Annotated in this window: 15 protein-coding genes; 4 read left to right on the top strand and 11 right to left on the bottom strand. The window is 57.8% G+C overall.

The features are described 5' to 3' along the window. Positions 1–67: 67 nt before the first annotated feature. The 4 genes from PUV47_RS16115 to PUV47_RS16100 all read left to right on the top strand — a co-directional run bounded on the left by PUV47_RS16115 (position 68) and on the right by PUV47_RS16100 (position 3,321). Positions 68–955: a LysR family transcriptional regulator gene (locus PUV47_RS16115; RefSeq protein ID WP_274219617.1), complete on the top strand. Its 888-nt coding sequence runs from the start codon at positions 68–70 to the stop codon at positions 953–955. Positions 956–1,067: 112 nt separating this feature from the next. After that, the gene (gene wrbA / locus PUV47_RS16110; protein ID WP_274219616.1) at positions 1,068–1,700 is read left to right on the top strand and encodes an NAD(P)H:quinone oxidoreductase; all 633 of its coding nucleotides are present in this window, start codon (positions 1,068–1,070) and stop codon (positions 1,698–1,700) included. Positions 1,701–1,702: 2 nt separating this feature from the next. Further along, positions 1,703–2,347, top strand: coding sequence for a DsbA family oxidoreductase (locus tag PUV47_RS16105; protein ID WP_274219615.1), 645 nt, complete (start codon positions 1,703–1,705; stop codon positions 2,345–2,347). 104 nt (positions 2,348–2,451) lie between these two features. Continuing rightward, positions 2,452–3,321 carry an EamA family transporter gene (locus PUV47_RS16100; RefSeq protein ID WP_274219614.1) on the top strand — a complete coding sequence of 290 codons (870 nt, stop codon included), beginning with the start codon at positions 2,452–2,454 and terminating at the stop codon, positions 3,319–3,321. A 30-nt stretch (positions 3,322–3,351) separates the two neighbouring features. On the opposite strand, the gene PUV47_RS16095 is transcribed toward PUV47_RS16100, so the two are convergent. From PUV47_RS16095 to PUV47_RS16045, 11 genes are all read right to left on the bottom strand, one after another. Beyond that, a complete protein-coding gene (locus tag PUV47_RS16095; protein ID WP_274219613.1) occupies positions 3,352–3,942 on the bottom strand; it encodes a TetR/AcrR family transcriptional regulator in 591 nt (196 codons plus the stop codon). 163 nt (positions 3,943–4,105) lie between these two features. Beyond that, entirely contained in the window at positions 4,106–4,888 is a 783-nt protein-coding gene (phnX, locus tag PUV47_RS16090; protein WP_274219612.1) for a phosphonoacetaldehyde hydrolase, read from the bottom strand. A gap of 12 nt (positions 4,889–4,900) precedes the next feature. After that, positions 4,901–6,097, bottom strand: coding sequence for a 2-aminoethylphosphonate--pyruvate transaminase (locus PUV47_RS16085; protein ID WP_274219611.1), 1,197 nt, complete (start codon positions 6,095–6,097; stop codon positions 4,901–4,903). A gap of 55 nt (positions 6,098–6,152) precedes the next feature. Continuing rightward, positions 6,153–6,914: an inositol monophosphatase family protein gene (locus PUV47_RS16080; protein ID WP_274219610.1), complete on the bottom strand. Its 762-nt coding sequence runs from the start codon at positions 6,912–6,914 to the stop codon at positions 6,153–6,155. 98 nt (positions 6,915–7,012) lie between these two features. Continuing rightward, positions 7,013–8,515: a sulfatase-like hydrolase/transferase gene (locus tag PUV47_RS16075; protein WP_274219609.1), complete on the bottom strand. Its 1,503-nt coding sequence runs from the start codon at positions 8,513–8,515 to the stop codon at positions 7,013–7,015. Next, positions 8,515–9,021, bottom strand: a complete 507-nt coding sequence (locus tag PUV47_RS16070; RefSeq protein ID WP_274219608.1) for a GNAT family N-acetyltransferase — start codon at positions 9,019–9,021, stop codon at positions 8,515–8,517. The genes PUV47_RS16075 and PUV47_RS16070 overlap by 1 nt, the downstream gene beginning before the upstream one ends. Continuing rightward, positions 9,018–10,049, bottom strand: a complete 1,032-nt coding sequence (locus PUV47_RS16065) for an ABC transporter ATP-binding protein (protein ID WP_274219607.1) — start codon at positions 10,047–10,049, stop codon at positions 9,018–9,020. Before PUV47_RS16065 ends, PUV47_RS16070 begins: the two co-directional genes overlap by 4 nt. Continuing rightward, a complete protein-coding gene (locus PUV47_RS16060) occupies positions 10,046–11,047 on the bottom strand; it encodes an ABC transporter ATP-binding protein (protein WP_274219606.1) in 1,002 nt (333 codons plus the stop codon). Before PUV47_RS16060 ends, PUV47_RS16065 begins: the two co-directional genes overlap by 4 nt. Further along, entirely contained in the window at positions 11,047–12,168 is a 1,122-nt protein-coding gene (locus tag PUV47_RS16055; protein WP_274219605.1) for an ABC transporter permease, read from the bottom strand. The genes PUV47_RS16060 and PUV47_RS16055 overlap by 1 nt, the downstream gene beginning before the upstream one ends. Then, positions 12,168–13,172: an ABC transporter permease gene (locus PUV47_RS16050; protein WP_274219604.1), complete on the bottom strand. Its 1,005-nt coding sequence runs from the start codon at positions 13,170–13,172 to the stop codon at positions 12,168–12,170. Before PUV47_RS16050 ends, PUV47_RS16055 begins: the two co-directional genes overlap by 1 nt. Before the next feature lie 76 nt (positions 13,173–13,248). Next, complete coding sequence (locus PUV47_RS16045) at positions 13,249–15,282, bottom strand: ABC transporter substrate-binding protein (protein ID WP_274219603.1); 2,034 nt, start codon at positions 15,280–15,282, stop codon at positions 13,249–13,251. Positions 15,283–15,396: the final 114 nt, after the last annotated feature.

The following is a 15,396-nucleotide window of genomic DNA, read 5'->3' as shown; positions in this document are numbered from 1 at the left end:
GTGCTACCTGTTCGTTTGGTTGCTCCCCTTCAAGCTGCCACCTTTCTCAAGCCCAAGAAAACTCACTATGGATAAACTCAGTGTCATGCGTGCCTTTTGCCGGATTGTGGAGCTGAAAAGCTTTTCAAAGGCCGCAAAGGATCTTGGTCTTTCTCCCGCCATTTTGAGCCGAGAGACCAAGCTGCTTGAAGAAAGTCTCGGCTGTGTGCTGCTCACGCGCACCACCCGCAGCATGACGCTCACCGAGCACGGCGCCCACTACTACGAAGAGGCCCACCGCCTGCTTTCTGAAGTGGAGGCCTTGGAAACCGGCATTCAGGCCCGCGCGCAGCAGCTCAAAGGCACCTTGCGCGTCAATGCGCCCCTGTCCTTCGGCATCGCCGTTCTTGCCCCCATCACAGCAAAGTTTCGGGAGCTTTATCCTGACCTTCATCTCGGCATCACATTGGATGACCGGGTTGTCGACATGGTGGAGGGCGGCTTCGACATCTCCATCAGGGTGCTGCGGGAACTTCCCGATTCCTCCCTGATCGCCCGCCGAATTGGCCGGTCGGATCAAGCGCTGTTTGCGGCCCCAAAATACCTGTCCGAGCGCGGCCGCCCAACCTCCCCTGAAGACCTTTCAGCTCATAGCAAGCTCGGCTTTTCCCTCGCCGATCACGAACACACGTGGCAACTGGAAGGCCCGTCCGATGGCACGACGCTGCTGGTCACTCCCGAAGTGAGTGTTAATAATAGCCTCTTCATTCGGGACATGCTGCTTGCCAACCAGGGCATTGGCTCTCTGCCAAGTTTCTTGTCGGCTCCTTTGGAAGGAAGCGGCGTTCTTGAACGGGTATTGCCCGAATATTCATTACCTTCGCGCAACATCTACGCCGTGTTGGCCAGTCGTCTGGCGGCAGATGCCAAGGCCCGCACCTTCATCGAGTTTCTGGAAAGTGAACTCAGCGCCTAAGTGATTTTTTACTCCTCGTAAAAAGTCCTCTCACTTTCACACGGTTATTCACGCCGCGGCTCTCCCTCATAGTCAGCACAGATCACAACCCAACCAACCAAGTGAGCGTGTTATGACTAAAGTACTTGTTCTGTTTTACTCCAGCTACGGCCACATCCACACCATGGCGCAAGCTGTTGCAGAAGGGGCGCGCCAAGTGCCAGGCGTCACTGTTGATGTGAAACAGGTGCCAGAAACCGTGCCACAAGAGGTGCGCCATAACGCTGGTTATCAAGACTTCGAAGTGCCCGTGGCCACTGTTGCCGAACTTGAAACCTATGACGCCATCATCTTCGGAACCCCATCCCGTTTCGGCAACATGGCTGCACAGATGAAGCAGTTCATCGACCAGTGCGGCGGCTTGTGGGCGCGCAACGCCATGGTTGGTAAAGTCGGCGGCGTTTTCACCTCCACCGGCTCTCAACACGGCGGCCAGGAAAGCGTGATCCTGTCATTCCAGATTGCACTTCAGCATTTGGGCATGTTGATTGCCGGAATGCCTTACACCTTTCAGGAGCAAACGCGGATTGACCACATCATCGGCGGCTCGCCTTACGGTGCAGGCACTGTCGCTGGCGGGGCGAGCGAACTGCAGCCCACAGAAACCGATCTGGCCGGGGCTCGCTTTCAGGGCGCACACATCGCACAAATAGCTGCACGTCTGGTGGCCACTCCATCTGTCACTGAACAGCCTGAACTGGTGTAACCATGGCCCGCCCCATGCTGACACTCGACTTCTTCCATGACGTGGTGTGCGGCTGGTGCTTCAACCTGTCACCTCGCCTGCGCACGCTGTCCTCGGAGTTTGCTCTGGAGATCATCCATCACACGTTTGTTCTGCAGGAAACCAGAGAGCAGATGATTGCCGCGTTCGGCTCCATGCCAGAGGCCAAGGAAACAATCCTTGGCCATTGGCAAGCCTGCAAGGCCGCTTCGGACACGCCTGAGCGGATCAATATCGCCGCCATGCGGGCTGCGCCCTTCGAATACCCGTGGGGCCTCGTTGCTGCCAAGGCCTGCAAGGCAGCGGAACGGCAAGGCGGTCAGGAGGGCCATTGGGCGTTGTTTGATGCCCTCCAACAAGCGCACTTAACGGATGCCCGCAATGTTGCCGACCCGAAAACCGTTTTGGATGTGGCTGCTTCCATCGGCTTTGATGGTGAGTTGATGGAGCGCGACATTCAAAGTGACCGAATTGCCGAAGCGGTCAGCGCAGATCAACTTCAGGCCCGGCAGCTTCATGTGCGCTCGGTTCCAACCGTCATCGTGCGCGAAACGGGAATGCGTCTCATCAACACGCCGTTGGAAGACTTGCGCGAACAGCTATTGGCCAACATGCGTCTGGCTCTGTAACAACTAAGGATTACAAGGTTAGCTGCAGGGCACTGGTGCCGCCCGCTCCACCCCCAATTTCAGGGCGGCACCAGAAACACAAGAAACAGAAAAGGAGAGGAACAATGGTTCGCCTCTCAGACATTCTTTTAACCGCGCTTGCCCCGGCAATTTGGGGCAGCACCTATTATGTAACCACGGAATTTTTGCCTCAGGGCTACCCGATTACTATGGCGGCCCTGCGGGCGCTGCCCGCCGGGCTTTTGCTCCTGTTGCTGGTGCGCCGCCTTCCCTCCCGCGAATGGGTAGGGCGCATTTTCCTGCTCGGGGCATTCAACTTCGCGATTTTTTGGGTGATGCTGTTTGTCGCCGCCTACCGGCTTCCCGGTGGCGTCGCCGCCATTGTGGGTGCCGTGCAGCCGCTTTTCGTCATCTTCATCGCCTTTTATCTCATCAAGACACCCATCTTTCTGTTTGCTGTGATTTCGGCCATAGGTGGCATCTTCGGCGTGGCGTTGTTGTTGCTTGGTCCATCCGCCGCTCTTGACCCCATTGGCATTATCGCCGGGCTTGCTGGCGCACTGTCCATGGCGTTCGGCACGGTTCTCAGCCGCAAATGGAAACCGCCCGTGTCCTTGCTGACCTTTACTGCGTGGCAACTCAGCGCTGGCGGCCTCTTGCTGCTGCCCCTTGCCTATTTCATGGAGCCCGCCTTGCCGCCGCTGACCTCCACCAACATCCTTGGCATTGCGTATTTGGGTCTTATCGGTGCTGCGCTTACCTACTACATCTGGTTTCGTGGCGTCGGCCTGCTTGCCCCATCGGCGGTCTCAACGCTTGGCTTCCTGAGCCCAACAACGGCCGTCATTCTGGGCTGGGTCCTGCTGGACGAAAGCCTGACACCAGTGCAGATGCTGGGTGTAGGGGTTGTGCTCGCAAGCATTTGGGTCAGCCAGATGGCGGGGCGCAAAGCTCCAGCGCCAAAACCGGCCTAGCGGTAGTCGCAAGTGTTCCTCAGCGGCCTGTTACTTCAAGCCGCTGCGGAACAGTTCAAGAGAACTCTCGACCATCGCACGGTACCGGTCCTCGCCAAGTGAGAACAAGCCGCGATGCAACAAAAGCCCGTCAACCTGAGCTGCCAAGGCCCGTCCCATAACATCAGGGTCGATGGAGGACCGCACCTCCCCCTTTTCCTGCAGCAGCTTCAATTGTGCTGAGTACGTCTGACCAAGACGCTCAAAGAAATCGGAGATGCTGCCCGTAAAGGCCTCTGATCCGAAACTGGGGCCCAAAACCTCAAAGAATACCGGAATAGAGCGTGCGTGCTCATCCGTGATGCAGAGCGTCTTTCGCACAACCGCGAGGAACGCCTCAAGGGTCTCGGTCTGACCGGACCTCATGTAGAGAGTTTCAGCCTCAGCAAAATGGCGTTCCGCAAGCGCCGTTGCCAACGCCTCTTTACTCTTGAAATAGAGGTAAATCGTGCCCTTGCCGAGCCCTGCCACACCTGCAACGTCATTCATGGTCGTGCTGTGATAGCCACTGTCGCGGAATGCCTTCATGGCGGCGTCAAGGATGCTGTTCTGCATCTCGGCTCTATCGACGATCTTCGGCAAACCGGGCTCCGTTTCCTGCGTGTTTTGAATATGTTGCGCTAATCTCGCACACATCCATACGGACCTGCAACGCTTCTGGATGCACCTGCCAGCCTGGCACTTGCAAAAAGAGGCAGCCCCGTGGACTGCCTCATGCCTTCATCACCGTGGTTAAGCGATTGCTCTATTCAGCTTCCAGTTTTTCAAGAAGCGCTGGAAGATCGGCAACCGTATCAATCACATGGTCAGCACCAGCTTCCTTCAGGATCCGTGTCGCCTTCTGGCGCAGGGCATCAACGTCTGCTTCTGGAAGCGCGGCCAGCTCCTCGGGCGTCAGGCCAACGGCATTTCCCGACAGCGCGACCCCAACGGTCACACAGCCAGCGGCGACGCCTTCTGCGATACCCGGTGCCGTGTCATCCACTTTCACCACAGCAGAAGGTGGATAAACGGCCAGATCAACAAACGTCTGATACATGCCGAGCGGGCCTGGTCGACCTTCAGCCAGATCATCAGCGCAGATCAGGTTGTCCGGGCTATAGCCCTGTTCCGCAGCTACAGGAAGGACACGCTCCATGATGGAACGCACGTATCCGGTCGTGGAGCCGATCTTCATGCCTTTGGCGCGCAAGCTCTCCACCATTTCCCTGGTACCGGGAACCAGCGTGGCATAGTCCACCACAACCTCTTCATTCATCGGCACGAAGATCTTGTAGACCTCATCCACATCCGCATCCGTTGGGGTGCGGCCATACTTTTCCTGCCACTGCGCGGAGATTTCAGGCACATCCATCATGGCGCGAATATGATCCCACTTCGGCGCGCCCATGGGGCCGCGGGCCTGTTCGATTGTGGCGTTAATGCCAAATTTTTCAAAGGCTTTCACAAATACGCCCATTGGCGCAAAGGACCCAAAGTCAATGGTGGTGCCAGCCCAGTCGAATACGGCAGCTTTAAACTTTGTCATCTTTTCTCTTCCTTAGGGTTGAACTGGCCATGCAGCCAATGCGGCACGTTCTTTCAAGGCCGCAGCGGGTGGCGCGGCACTGGTGACACCAAGCTCGGAGAGGCTTTCGGAAGCGGCCACCACAACGTCGCGCATCACGTGCTCATCCATCTGGCCGATACAGCCGACGCGGAAGCTGTCCACTACGGTGAGTTTGCCCGGATAGATGATGAAGCCCTTCTTCTTCATCAGGTCGTAGAACTGCGTGAAGTCGAAGTTCTCATGCTCCGGACAGAAGAAGGTCACGATGATTGGCGAGAGCCACTGGTTGTCCAGCAGGGTCTCAAAGCCCAGCTCCCGCATTCCGGCCACAAGGACGTCACGGTTGTTGGCATAACGAGCCCCGCGTGCGCGCACACCGCCTTCGGCCCTGTGCTCTTTCAGGGCCTGAATGAACGCCGCAACAACGTGGGTTGGCGGTGTAAAGCGCCATTGGCCGGTCTTGTTCATGTGGGCCCACTGGGCATGCAGATCCAGCGACAAGGAGTTGCTGTTGCCTTTTGCCGCTTCCAGTTCATCCTTGCGGGCCAGCACAAAACCAAATCCGGGAACGCCCTCAATGCACTTGTTGGCCGAAGAAACCACCGCTTCATAGCGAATGTCTTCCGGCTTCAACTCTATTGCGCCAAACGCGGACATGCTGTCCACCAGCAGTTTGCGGCCTGCGGCGTAGGTTGCCTCGGAGATTTCCTTGATCGGGTTCAAGATGCCCGAGCTGGTTTCACAATGGATAGCAATTACATGGGTAATCGCCGGATCTTCGCTCAGGATCTGGGTGACCTCTGACCCGCGTGGCGGCAGATAGTCCCCCTTGTCCAGCAGGGTGTAATCACGGCCCAGATAGTCAAGAGTCTGCGCCGCGCGCTTGCCGTATGCTCCGTTTGCCAGCACCAGTGCCTTGCCATCCTTGGGGATGAAGGAACCCAGCATGGCTTCCACCACAAACGTTCCGCTGCCCTGCAAGGGCACGCAGTCAAACGCGTCCTTGCCTTCGCCGAGCAGCGCCAGCAGGCGCGCGCGCAAATCACGGGTCATGGCGCGAAAATCGTCGTCCCAGCTGCCCCAGTCGCGCAGCATGGCCTCCTTCACAGTGAAAGACGTCGTCAACGGACCCGGGGTGAGCAGATAGGGCTCACCAAGCTGTGGCGCTTTCAATCGGTTATCGCTCATGTTCTTGTTCCTTTTCGTGCAAAACACCCGCGCTCCCTGAAGCGGGCATCAATTCTCAAGAGGTCTCGTTGAGTACTTTCAAAAGCGCAGCATGAAGTTCAGGCGTTGCCGCCGAGACCACCGCCCCGCGTGACTTCACATCCAGCGCGTTGCCAGACCAGTCGGTCATCACACCGCCAGCCGCTTCCACCACCACGCACACCGGCAGAATGTCATAGGGCTCAAGGCCGTAGTCGATCACCGCATCCACATAGCCCGCTGCGACCAAGGCGTGGGGGTAGCAGTCAAAGGCCAAGCGGCGGTTCTTGCCCACGCAAAGCAGCCGCTCGAACACCTCGGGGCGATCGCGGTAGAGCCGTTCGCCTTCGTTGATGTAGATGTTCGCCTCAGAAAGATCGGTCTGCCCCGAGCATGAGATTTCCCCGCCGTTCAGCTCCGCAGGGCCGCCCTTTTTTGCGGAAAACACCTCTCCCAGCGCCGGCATGCAGATCACGCCCACATCCGGCTGCCCTTTGTGCAGGTGCCCCAGCAAGAAGCCGAAGAGCGGATGGCCCGTCATGAAGGAGCGCGTGCCATCAATAGGGTCCACGATCCACATCTCGTCGCGGTCACCGCCCTCGATGCCTTGCTCTTCACCAAAGATGCCATGCTCCGGAAACTTTGAGGCAAGAAGGGCCCGGACTTCGTCTTCGATGGATCGATCTGCTTCGGTTACCGGACTGAGGTCAGATTTGACCTCAATGCGAACGGGCTTGCGGAAGTAGTGACGTGCCTTGTCAGCTGCCACCGCCGCAATTTCCCGAGCCTCTTCCAACATTCTTTTTGTCCTTGTTTTGAGTTCCATGCGGCAATAGCCGCCCATCCGCGTAAAAGCGTCCTGTGACGCCCGCGTCCAGCATTCGAGTTGCTTGCTGCCTACTTGAGCAAAACGTTGTTTGCGCTTTGGGTGTCGTCCGCCGCCCGCATACGCGCCGTCATCATGGCTTCCAGAAGCGGGTAGGCGATCTCCTGACCTTCCGGGGTTTCAAACAGGTTCACCGTGCAATCAGGGTCGGTTTCCAGATCGAACAACACCGGAGGAACGGAGGGCGAATACGCCAGCAAATAACGCTCATCACGGCGCACCATCAGCTGATAATCGGTCACCCGGCGACCTTCCGTGTCCAGCCAACCCGGCTCGACCATGTAGCGGAAGTCAAACTCCCACAGCGCCGCATCGCGCCAGCCCACTGGGGTCTCACCCGCCATCAGCGGCATGAGGGATTGCCCATCGAGCGCGTTCTTCGCCTCAATGCCCGTCATCTCCAGCAGCGTGGGGAACAGATCGACAGCAGAAGTCATCGCCTTGCATGGGGCCTGCGGTGCCATGCCCGGCACCTTGATGATCAGCGGAATATGCTGGCTTTGATCGTAAAAGCCGCCTTTGCCCAGCATGCCGTGGTCGCCCATCATCTCGCCGTGATCGGAGGTAAACACAATTACGGTGTTATCCCAGGCGCCCATGGTTTTCAGATGATCAAACAGGCGCCCAAGCTGCGCATCAACTTCAGTGATCAAGCCATAGTAAACCGCCTTGATCCGCCGCAGATCCTCTTCACCGAGGTCCTCAACCAGCCCTTCGGTTCCGGGCACAAAATCACTAGCGCTCATCTTGCGGCGCATGAGCGCCACAAGCGGATGCGACGCCGCCACCAGATCATCATGGCCAGTGCCCTTGAAGCCCGGCACGTTTTCCGGCGCGTACATGTCGTTGTAAGGCGCTGGAGCCACGAATGGCGGGTGCGGGTGAATGTAGGAGAGATGCGCAAACCATGGGCGTTCAGCCGGTTGCTCATCGAACCACTCCATGAAGCGCTCGGTCAAATAGGCCGTCTGGGTTTCTTCTGCGGAGAATACGGCCGGGCCATTTGGAATGGTGTGCCCTTCCTGCTTCGGCAGCAGGTACGGCTGGCTTACATCTTCTTTTGCATGCCCCCGGCGGCGCAACCAAGCCTTCCATGGCGCTTCATCGCCAATCAGCGCCTGCTCCACTTCAAATCCCGGAAGCACCCCTTCGTAAGTCTGCCCGGCTGGGTCGTTGGGGTCCAGCGTGCGCGGGTCCGCTGCAATATCGGTATACCCGAAAAGCGTTGGCGTATAACCGGCGCGCCGCGCTGCCCTTGCGAAGTTGTCAAACCGATTGTCCAGCGGTGTACCATTGGCGACCACACGGTTGTTCATCTGGTAAAGGCCGGTATACATGGCCGCCCGGGCTGGCGAACACGGTGCAGCCGCCGCGTAGTGGCGCAGGAAGGCACGTCCCTCGCCCGCCAGCGCGTCCACATTCGGCGTTTGCACCACCGAGTTTCCCGCATAAGCCACGCTGTCGCCGCGCCATTGGTCTGCTGTAATGAACAAGATGTTTGGGCGCTTCTGCATTACTCACCTGCCTCCTGAAACAGCGGCTTCACACTGCCGTTTTCAGTCACTTTTCTCGCCATGAATATTCTCGTGAGATCGTCTTTTTGGGTTGGGTGTCGGCCTTTGCGTTCCAGCACGAACCCCAGCCGCTCATAGAAGCGGCGCAGGTGGCCATATTGCTCCAGCGTGTACAGCTCCAGAACATGGAAGCCACGCGCCGCAACCTCATCCACCACGGACGCCATCATCTGGGCACCTTGCCCGGTACCCTGTTGGTCGGGCGCAAGGGCGAGCATGGAGAGCGTCACGCGGCCCTCTGCTGTCCCGCCGTCCAAAACAACGATACCCGCGCGGCCCTTCCAGAACAGAACCATTTCGCGGTCGACACTATCCGCCAGCCACGGGTACGGGCCGGTTTGAGAACGGCCCGCCCCTCGGGCATACTCAGCAAACCCCGCATGAAGCAGCTGTTCAGCTTCCTGCACCTCGTGAGGCTTCACCACTTTCAGCACTGCACTGCTCATGCACTCACCGATTGCGTTGCTGTGCTTTGAGCCAGAACGGGCAGGTCAACCAGGTGACAGGCCACCTTGTGCTCCGCATCACCGCGCATGATCGGCTCCACCACACGGCAACGGTCGGTTGCATGCGGGCAGCGGGTATGGAACTTGCAGCCCGCTGGTGGATTGACGGGACTCGGGATCTCGCCCTTGAGCTTGATCGCCGTGCTCTGGTGATCAGGATCCAAGGACGGGATCGCCGAGAGCAGCGCTTGGGTGTAGGGATGGCGCGGCGCTGCAAACAGCTTGCGAGGCGGTGCAACTTCAACAATGTTGCCAAGATACATGACGGCAACCGTGTCACATGTGTGCGCCACCACGGAAAGGTCGTGGCTGATAAACAGGAAGGTCAGCCCCATGTCGCGCTGAAGCGACTTCAGAAGGTTCAAGATGTCCGCCTGAATGGACACATCCAGCGCTGCCACACTCTCATCCGCCACGATGTAGGACGGCTGAGTTACAAGCGCGCGGGCGATGGATATGCGCTGACGCTGCCCCCCTGAGAAGGCATGGGGGAAACGGCGCAGATGCTCCACGTTCAAGCGGCACCGGGCCGCAATCTCGCGCACACGCTCATCAGTTTCGGCGCGAGATTTGGTCAACTTCATCACTTCCAGCGGTTCGGCGATGATGTCTCGAACGGTCATGCGCGGGCTAAGGGCAGCGTAAGGGTCTTGAAAGATCAACTGCGCGCGACGGCGGAAGTCTTTCTCTTCCTTGCGGTCCATTTCAGCGAGGTCAAAAACACGGTCTTCACTGTCCGTGAAGGTGATATTGCCCTTTGAAATGGGCGCGGCATGAAGGGTTGCCCGGCCAAGAGTGGTCTTGCCGGACCCGGACTCGCCCACCAGACCAAAGAAACTGCCGCGCGGAATGTCGAGGGACACACCGCCCACAGCCGTCAGAATTGGCGGCTTGCCAAACATTGACTTGCCGATGGAGAACTCAACCGAAAGGTCCTTGATGGAAACCGCGACTTTCTTGTCGGTCATGCCGCTACTCCTTGGCGCTCTTCACTCAAGAAACAGGCTGAGGTGTGCCCCGCAACCACCTGCACTTCAGGCGGCACCATCTGGGCGCATTTGCCCTCGATGGCGCGCTGACAACGTGTATGGAACACGCAGCCGCTTGGCCGCTCCAGCGGGCTGGGAATATCGCCCGGCACTGGCGTTAGCGGCGCGTCCAGATTTTCCAGTTTCGGCAGCGCGTTAAGCAGGCCCTGCGTATAGGGATGGGCCGGATTGCGGATCACTTCACGAACAGGGCCGGTTTCGATGATCTTGCCCAGATACATGACCGCCACCCGGTCAGCGGTTTGGGCAATCACGCCCAGATCGTGGGTGATAAAGATGATGCCCATGCCAAACTCAGCGACAATCTCCTTCATGAGATCAATCACCTGCGCCTGAATGGTCACGTCCAAAGCGGTCGTGGGTTCATCGGCGATCAGCAGCTTCGGCTTGGTGGAAAGCGCCATGGCAATCATTGCGCGTTGGCGCATGCCGCCGGACAGTTCGAAGGCATATTGATCGAACCGTTTTGACGCTTCAGAAATGCCAACCCGGTTCAGCAGATCAACGGAAAGCTCTCGTGCTTCGGATTTGGTCATTTTCCGGTGCAGCATCAGCTGCTCGGTCATCTGCTTGCCAATGGTGATGGCGGGCGCAAAGCTCGCCATGGGCTCCTGAAAGATCATGGAGACCAGATCCCCGCGCACCTTGCGCAGTTGCTTTGGCGTCTTCAGGCGAAGGATGTCCACTTCCTCCTCACCACTGCGCAGGATCATGGAGGAGCCTTCGCCATAGCGTGTGTTGCCTGCGTTGAGACGCATCAGAGAACGGGCGGTAACGGACTTGCCGGAACCACTTTCCCCAACAAGGCCAAGCACTTCTCCCGGCTCCAGCTCAAACGAGATCTTGTCAACGGCGGTGATTTCGCCCTCAGCGGTTGCGAACTTCACCTCGAGGTCTTTGACGGTCAAAAGGGTCATCAGTGTCGCTCCGAGTAAGGGTCAGCCGCATCGCGCAAGCCATCGCCGACGAACACAAACGCCAACACGATGGCCACGAAAATAGGCACCGGAATGAAGTACCAGTGGTAGTTGAGGAGCACGTCTACCTTGGTCACGTTCTGGAGCAGAACACCCAGCGAGTTCACGGGGTCTTTCAAGCCCAGCCCGATGAAGCTGAGGGAGGTTTCGGCGAGCACCATGTAGGGGAACGAGATCACCAGATCCACGATGATGTAACTGGTGAAGCTGGGCAGCAAATGACGCCCGATAATGTGGGCCGGACCGGCGGATGACAGCTTGGCAGCCAGCACATAATCAGCGGTGCGCTCCGCCAGAACATGGGTGCGGATACGGCGTGCCAACGTTCCCCAGCCCAGAAAGCCAAGGATCATGGAGATGAATGCAAAGCGCATCTCGGCAGACCATTCGTCTGGAATGAAGGCTGCGAGCGCCATGAACAGCGGGATGGTCGGCGTCGTCTTCACCGTGTCCATCAAGGCTTGCAGCACTGTGTCCACCCAGCCACCGAAGTAACCCGCAACACCGCCAATAATCAGCGCCAGCACAAAGGAGATCAGAACGCCGATTGTTCCAACCGCAAGAGAGATGCCGATGGCGTGAAGCGTACGGGAGAAGATGTCTTTACCGGCCGCATCGGTGCCAAACAGGTGAATGAAGCCTTCTTCCACGCCAAACAGGCGGTGTTCCATCGGGATGCCAAGCATCCTGTAGGGCTCCACCTTCGGCAGGAAGGTCATGTAGTTTCGCTCGTCGGTCTGGCGTGTTACCCAGCGAAAGTTCGTGTCCATTCCGCGGTAGCGTTCCACCTTGTGAATGAACGGAACCAACGAACAGCCATTGTCATCACAGAACTGGGGAACTTGTGGTGCCCCATTGGTGTAATCCGCATTGCGGCCCGCAGCGGTGGGCTCGTAAGGGCCAATGAAGGCGGCGAACACCCCGCACAGGATGAAGAAGACCAAGAAACCCGCCGCCACCATGGCAGAGCGCTTCTTTTTGAACCGGGCCCAGACAAGCTGCATCTGGGACGCGGTGTAGTAGTCTTCTTTCTTGACGGTTTTGGCAGAGAAAAGACCCATCAGAAGAACCCCCGGCGTACGCGCGGATCAATGATCGCGAGAATGATGTCGGTGATGAAATTCAAAGAGACGATTGTTGCGGTCATGATCAAAATGATCGCACCGGCCAATTGCTGGTCGTTTGAGCGGGCCAGCGCGTCCAGAAGCAGCGCCCCTGCATCAGTCAGCGCCAGAACGGCAGCCACAATCGGCAAGTCATTGAAAATGCGGTTCAAGTCAAACCCGATGGAGTTGATCACCGGCCCCAGGGCGTGACGGGCGGGATAGCGCAGCAGCAGCGCAGAACCGGAAATGCCCCGTGCCCGTGCAGCCGTCACGTAGAGCTTGCCCTGCTCGTCGGACATGAGCGCGCGGATGGTCTGAAGCTGAATGGCGGTGGCAGACCAGCCCAGAATGACGATCGGCAGCCACGCCCGGCTCATCATGTCGCCAAACTTGGCAAGGCTCCACGGGGCATCGCGGTACTGTTCGCTGAACAAGCCCGTCATGGTGTCACCAAAGTAGATGGTAGCAACCAGCATGACGCCGAGCGCCAGAAGGAAGTTAGGCAGGGCGAGGCCCAGATAGCTGACAACGCGCAGGGAGCTGTCGAACCAACTGTCCCGCAGGCTTGCGGACAGGATGCCAACCGGAACAGCAATAATGTACGTGAGTATGAGCGCAGCGAAGGACAGCCCAAGGGAGATCGCGACCTTGTCGCCAATCAGCTGGGTTACATCCACGCGCCACAGGCAGCTTTCACCAAGGTCAAAATGGAGGATCGCGTTGGTCACCCACTTGGCCCACCGTTCCAGGTAGGGTCGGTCGAGCCCCATGCGGATCTCTTCGGCCAGCACGTCGGCTTCGGTGATCATCTGGCCCTGCGTTGTCTTGTAGGCGATGTAGCGCTCTGCGCAGTTGCCCGGGACCAGCTCCATCAAAGTGAAGACGATCAAGGACACCAACAACATCGTCACGACGGCGGCGCTTAATCGGATTCCGACAAATTTCAGGAATGCTGCCATGTTTTCGCTCCTGTGAGGCAGCAAGGGCAATCGCCTGTGGTCGCCCTTGCCGTTAGTTTTCAAAGGACTACGTCGCTTACTCGCTCAGGAACCACTGCTGAGCGCGGTATGGATAGGTGCGGTAGTAGTCGTAGGAAGACGTCTTCGGCGTTTCGAAGTTCTGCAGCTTGTTGGAGCGGTAAATTGGTGCAGGAGCTTTCACGGTACCGATCATCAGGAAGTTGTCGTGGAAGATCTGGATGATCTCGTTGCCAACCTTGTTGGAGGCATCCGTGCCGGGAACCAAAGACTGCCATTCGGTGATCTTGGCTTCCAGTTCCTTCGTCCATGCTGGCGGCTCCATGCCTTCAGCACCGTTGGTGTCCTTGTACTGAGCCCATAGCATGCCGTTGCGCAGACCGAAGAAGTCATCGAAAGGAACGATGAAGTCCTTCGCCGTGCCCTGAATCACAGGGATCGGCTGCCCCTTGGTCCATGCCAGAACATCCAGTTCATTCGCGGACTGAGCCGAACGGTATTCATCGGAAGTAACTTCCTTGATGGTGGTCTGTACGCCAACGTTGGACCAGTCTTGAGCCACCAGTTCAGCAACAGTGGTCGGAACGCCCTGAGTGGAGAACTGCATGTTCAAGGTCAGCTTCTTGCCAGATGGCAGGTCGCGCCAGCCGTCGCCGTCCTTGTCCACCAGACCGATCGCGTCCAGCATGGAGCCCGCCTTGACCGGGTCGAACTCGGTTGCGAACTTCCGCTGCTCTGGCGTTGCAAACTCTGGAGCCGGATCGAACGCGATGTAGGCCATTGGCTCGCCGAGGTCGAAGTAGGCAACGGAATTGATCTCATCGCGGTTGATCGCGTAAGACATGGCAAGACGGAAGTCTTTGTTGCCAAAGATTGCCCGCTTGTCGTCGTCCGTGGACGTCACGTTGAAGGAGAAGGTTGGCAGGCCAATGGTTGGGCGCAGTTCAACGGTGTAGTCACCCTTTTCCTGACCATCCAGAAGGGTCGGTGCGTCTGGCAGGTTTACGGACTGAGACTTGTAGTCCATTTCGCCGTTTACCAGCTTGAGAACACGCACTTCATTGTCAGAAACGTAGGACTCGTTCACTTCGTTGATGTAAGGCAACTGGTTGCCGGCGGTGTCGACCATATGGAAGTATGGGTTTGCAACAACACGGCGACCTTCAGTGGTGTCTTCAACAACCACGTGGCTTTCCAGAGTTGGCACAACTGCGCGTGGCAGCTTTTCGACCTTAGAAGCATCCTTCAGGAGTGGGGACGGAACGTCTTTCCAGTCAGACCCGCCATAGTAGAAGTTGATGACTTCATAGCCGTTTTCGAAACCAGCAGCCTGCGCCAGTGCATCCGCTTCCGGGTTGATGGCTGGGTGGAACTGGCCGAGGAAGTGCTTCGGCTGGAACGGCTGCGCGTAGTTGGTTGCCAGCGCGGAGAGAAGGCCAGGCTTCGGAGCCTTCATCTTGAAGACCACAGTCTGGTCGTCGGTTGCAATCACTTCGATCGGCTCGCCGCCAGCACTCCAGAGATCCTTCGGCTTTTCAACGACCTGCGGATCCATGGTCATGTTGTTGTACCAGAACGCAATGTCATGGGCGGTGAAGGGCTCACCGTCAGACCACTTGTGGCCTTTGCGCAAGGTGAAGGTCAGCTCGGTGTAGTCGTCGTTCCACTTGTAGTCCTTGGCCACATTGGGAACGATTGTCACGAGGTCGTCCGAAAAGCGAACAAGGTTCACGTGACGAACAGACAGAAGGTCAGAGGAGCCCGCTTCGGTCGCATTGGACATGCCGTCCAGAACGCCGCCGTAGTTCCCGATCTGCTGGTAAGGTGCCACAACAAGTGGCTCTTCCGGCAAACGCTGCTCAACCGGCGCAAGGTCCTTGTTGCCGATGATGCGAGCGTTCAGCTCTTCGATTTCAGGGTTCTGAGAGAAAGTCAGCTCGCAGTTGGCTGCTGATTCAAATTCAACCAGTTCGAACTGCTGCGGGTACTTGCCAGCCAGATCCTGGGCATCAGCCACTGTGATCTGCGGGCATTCGGCAGCCATGGCAGCCGATGAAAGAACAATCAAGCTTGCGGAAACGAGGTATTTCATTGCGGCATTCCTCCTTGTAAGACCGAGGCCGCAAAAACACATAGGGACCGCTTGCGAAAGGCGAATGACAAATATTATTGTTACTATAAAAGCATAACATGACCTTATAGAATG

It is taken from the genome of Pseudovibrio exalbescens, assembly GCF_028737195.1.
In the GTDB taxonomy this organism is placed as follows: Bacteria; Pseudomonadota; Alphaproteobacteria; order Rhizobiales; family Stappiaceae; genus Pseudovibrio; species Pseudovibrio zosterae.
The sequence above is the reverse complement of the archived record's forward strand: the minus strand, read 5'-3'. Positions and strand labels throughout refer to the sequence as shown.

Excerpts from the sequence above, each read along its gene's own strand:
- PUV47_RS16115 (WP_274219617.1), top strand. The coding sequence starts at position 68 with ATGGATAAACTCAGTGTCATGCGTGCCTTTTGCCGGATTGTGGAGCTG.
- wrbA (WP_274219616.1), top strand. The coding sequence starts at position 1,068 with ATGACTAAAGTACTTGTTCTGTTTTACTCCAGCTACGGCCACATCCAC.
- PUV47_RS16105 (WP_274219615.1), top strand. The coding sequence starts at position 1,703 with ATGGCCCGCCCCATGCTGACACTCGACTTCTTCCATGACGTGGTGTGC.
- PUV47_RS16100 (WP_274219614.1), top strand. The coding sequence starts at position 2,452 with ATGGTTCGCCTCTCAGACATTCTTTTAACCGCGCTTGCCCCGGCAATT.
- phnX (WP_274219612.1), bottom strand. The coding sequence starts at position 4,888 with ATGACAAAGTTTAAAGCTGCCGTATTCGACTGGGCTGGCACCACCATT.
- PUV47_RS16085 (WP_274219611.1), bottom strand. The coding sequence starts at position 6,097 with ATGAGCGATAACCGATTGAAAGCGCCACAGCTTGGTGAGCCCTATCTG.
- PUV47_RS16080 (WP_274219610.1), bottom strand. The coding sequence starts at position 6,914 with ATGTTGGAAGAGGCTCGGGAAATTGCGGCGGTGGCAGCTGACAAGGCA.
- PUV47_RS16075 (WP_274219609.1), bottom strand. The coding sequence starts at position 8,515 with ATGCAGAAGCGCCCAAACATCTTGTTCATTACAGCAGACCAATGGCGC.
- PUV47_RS16070 (WP_274219608.1), bottom strand. The coding sequence starts at position 9,021 with ATGAGCAGTGCAGTGCTGAAAGTGGTGAAGCCTCACGAGGTGCAGGAA.
- PUV47_RS16065 (WP_274219607.1), bottom strand. The coding sequence starts at position 10,049 with ATGACCGACAAGAAAGTCGCGGTTTCCATCAAGGACCTTTCGGTTGAG.
- PUV47_RS16060 (WP_274219606.1), bottom strand. The coding sequence starts at position 11,047 with ATGACCCTTTTGACCGTCAAAGACCTCGAGGTGAAGTTCGCAACCGCT.
- PUV47_RS16055 (WP_274219605.1), bottom strand. The coding sequence starts at position 12,168 with ATGGGTCTTTTCTCTGCCAAAACCGTCAAGAAAGAAGACTACTACACC.
- PUV47_RS16050 (WP_274219604.1), bottom strand. The coding sequence starts at position 13,172 with ATGGCAGCATTCCTGAAATTTGTCGGAATCCGATTAAGCGCCGCCGTC.
- PUV47_RS16045 (WP_274219603.1), bottom strand. The coding sequence starts at position 15,282 with ATGAAATACCTCGTTTCCGCAAGCTTGATTGTTCTTTCATCGGCTGCC.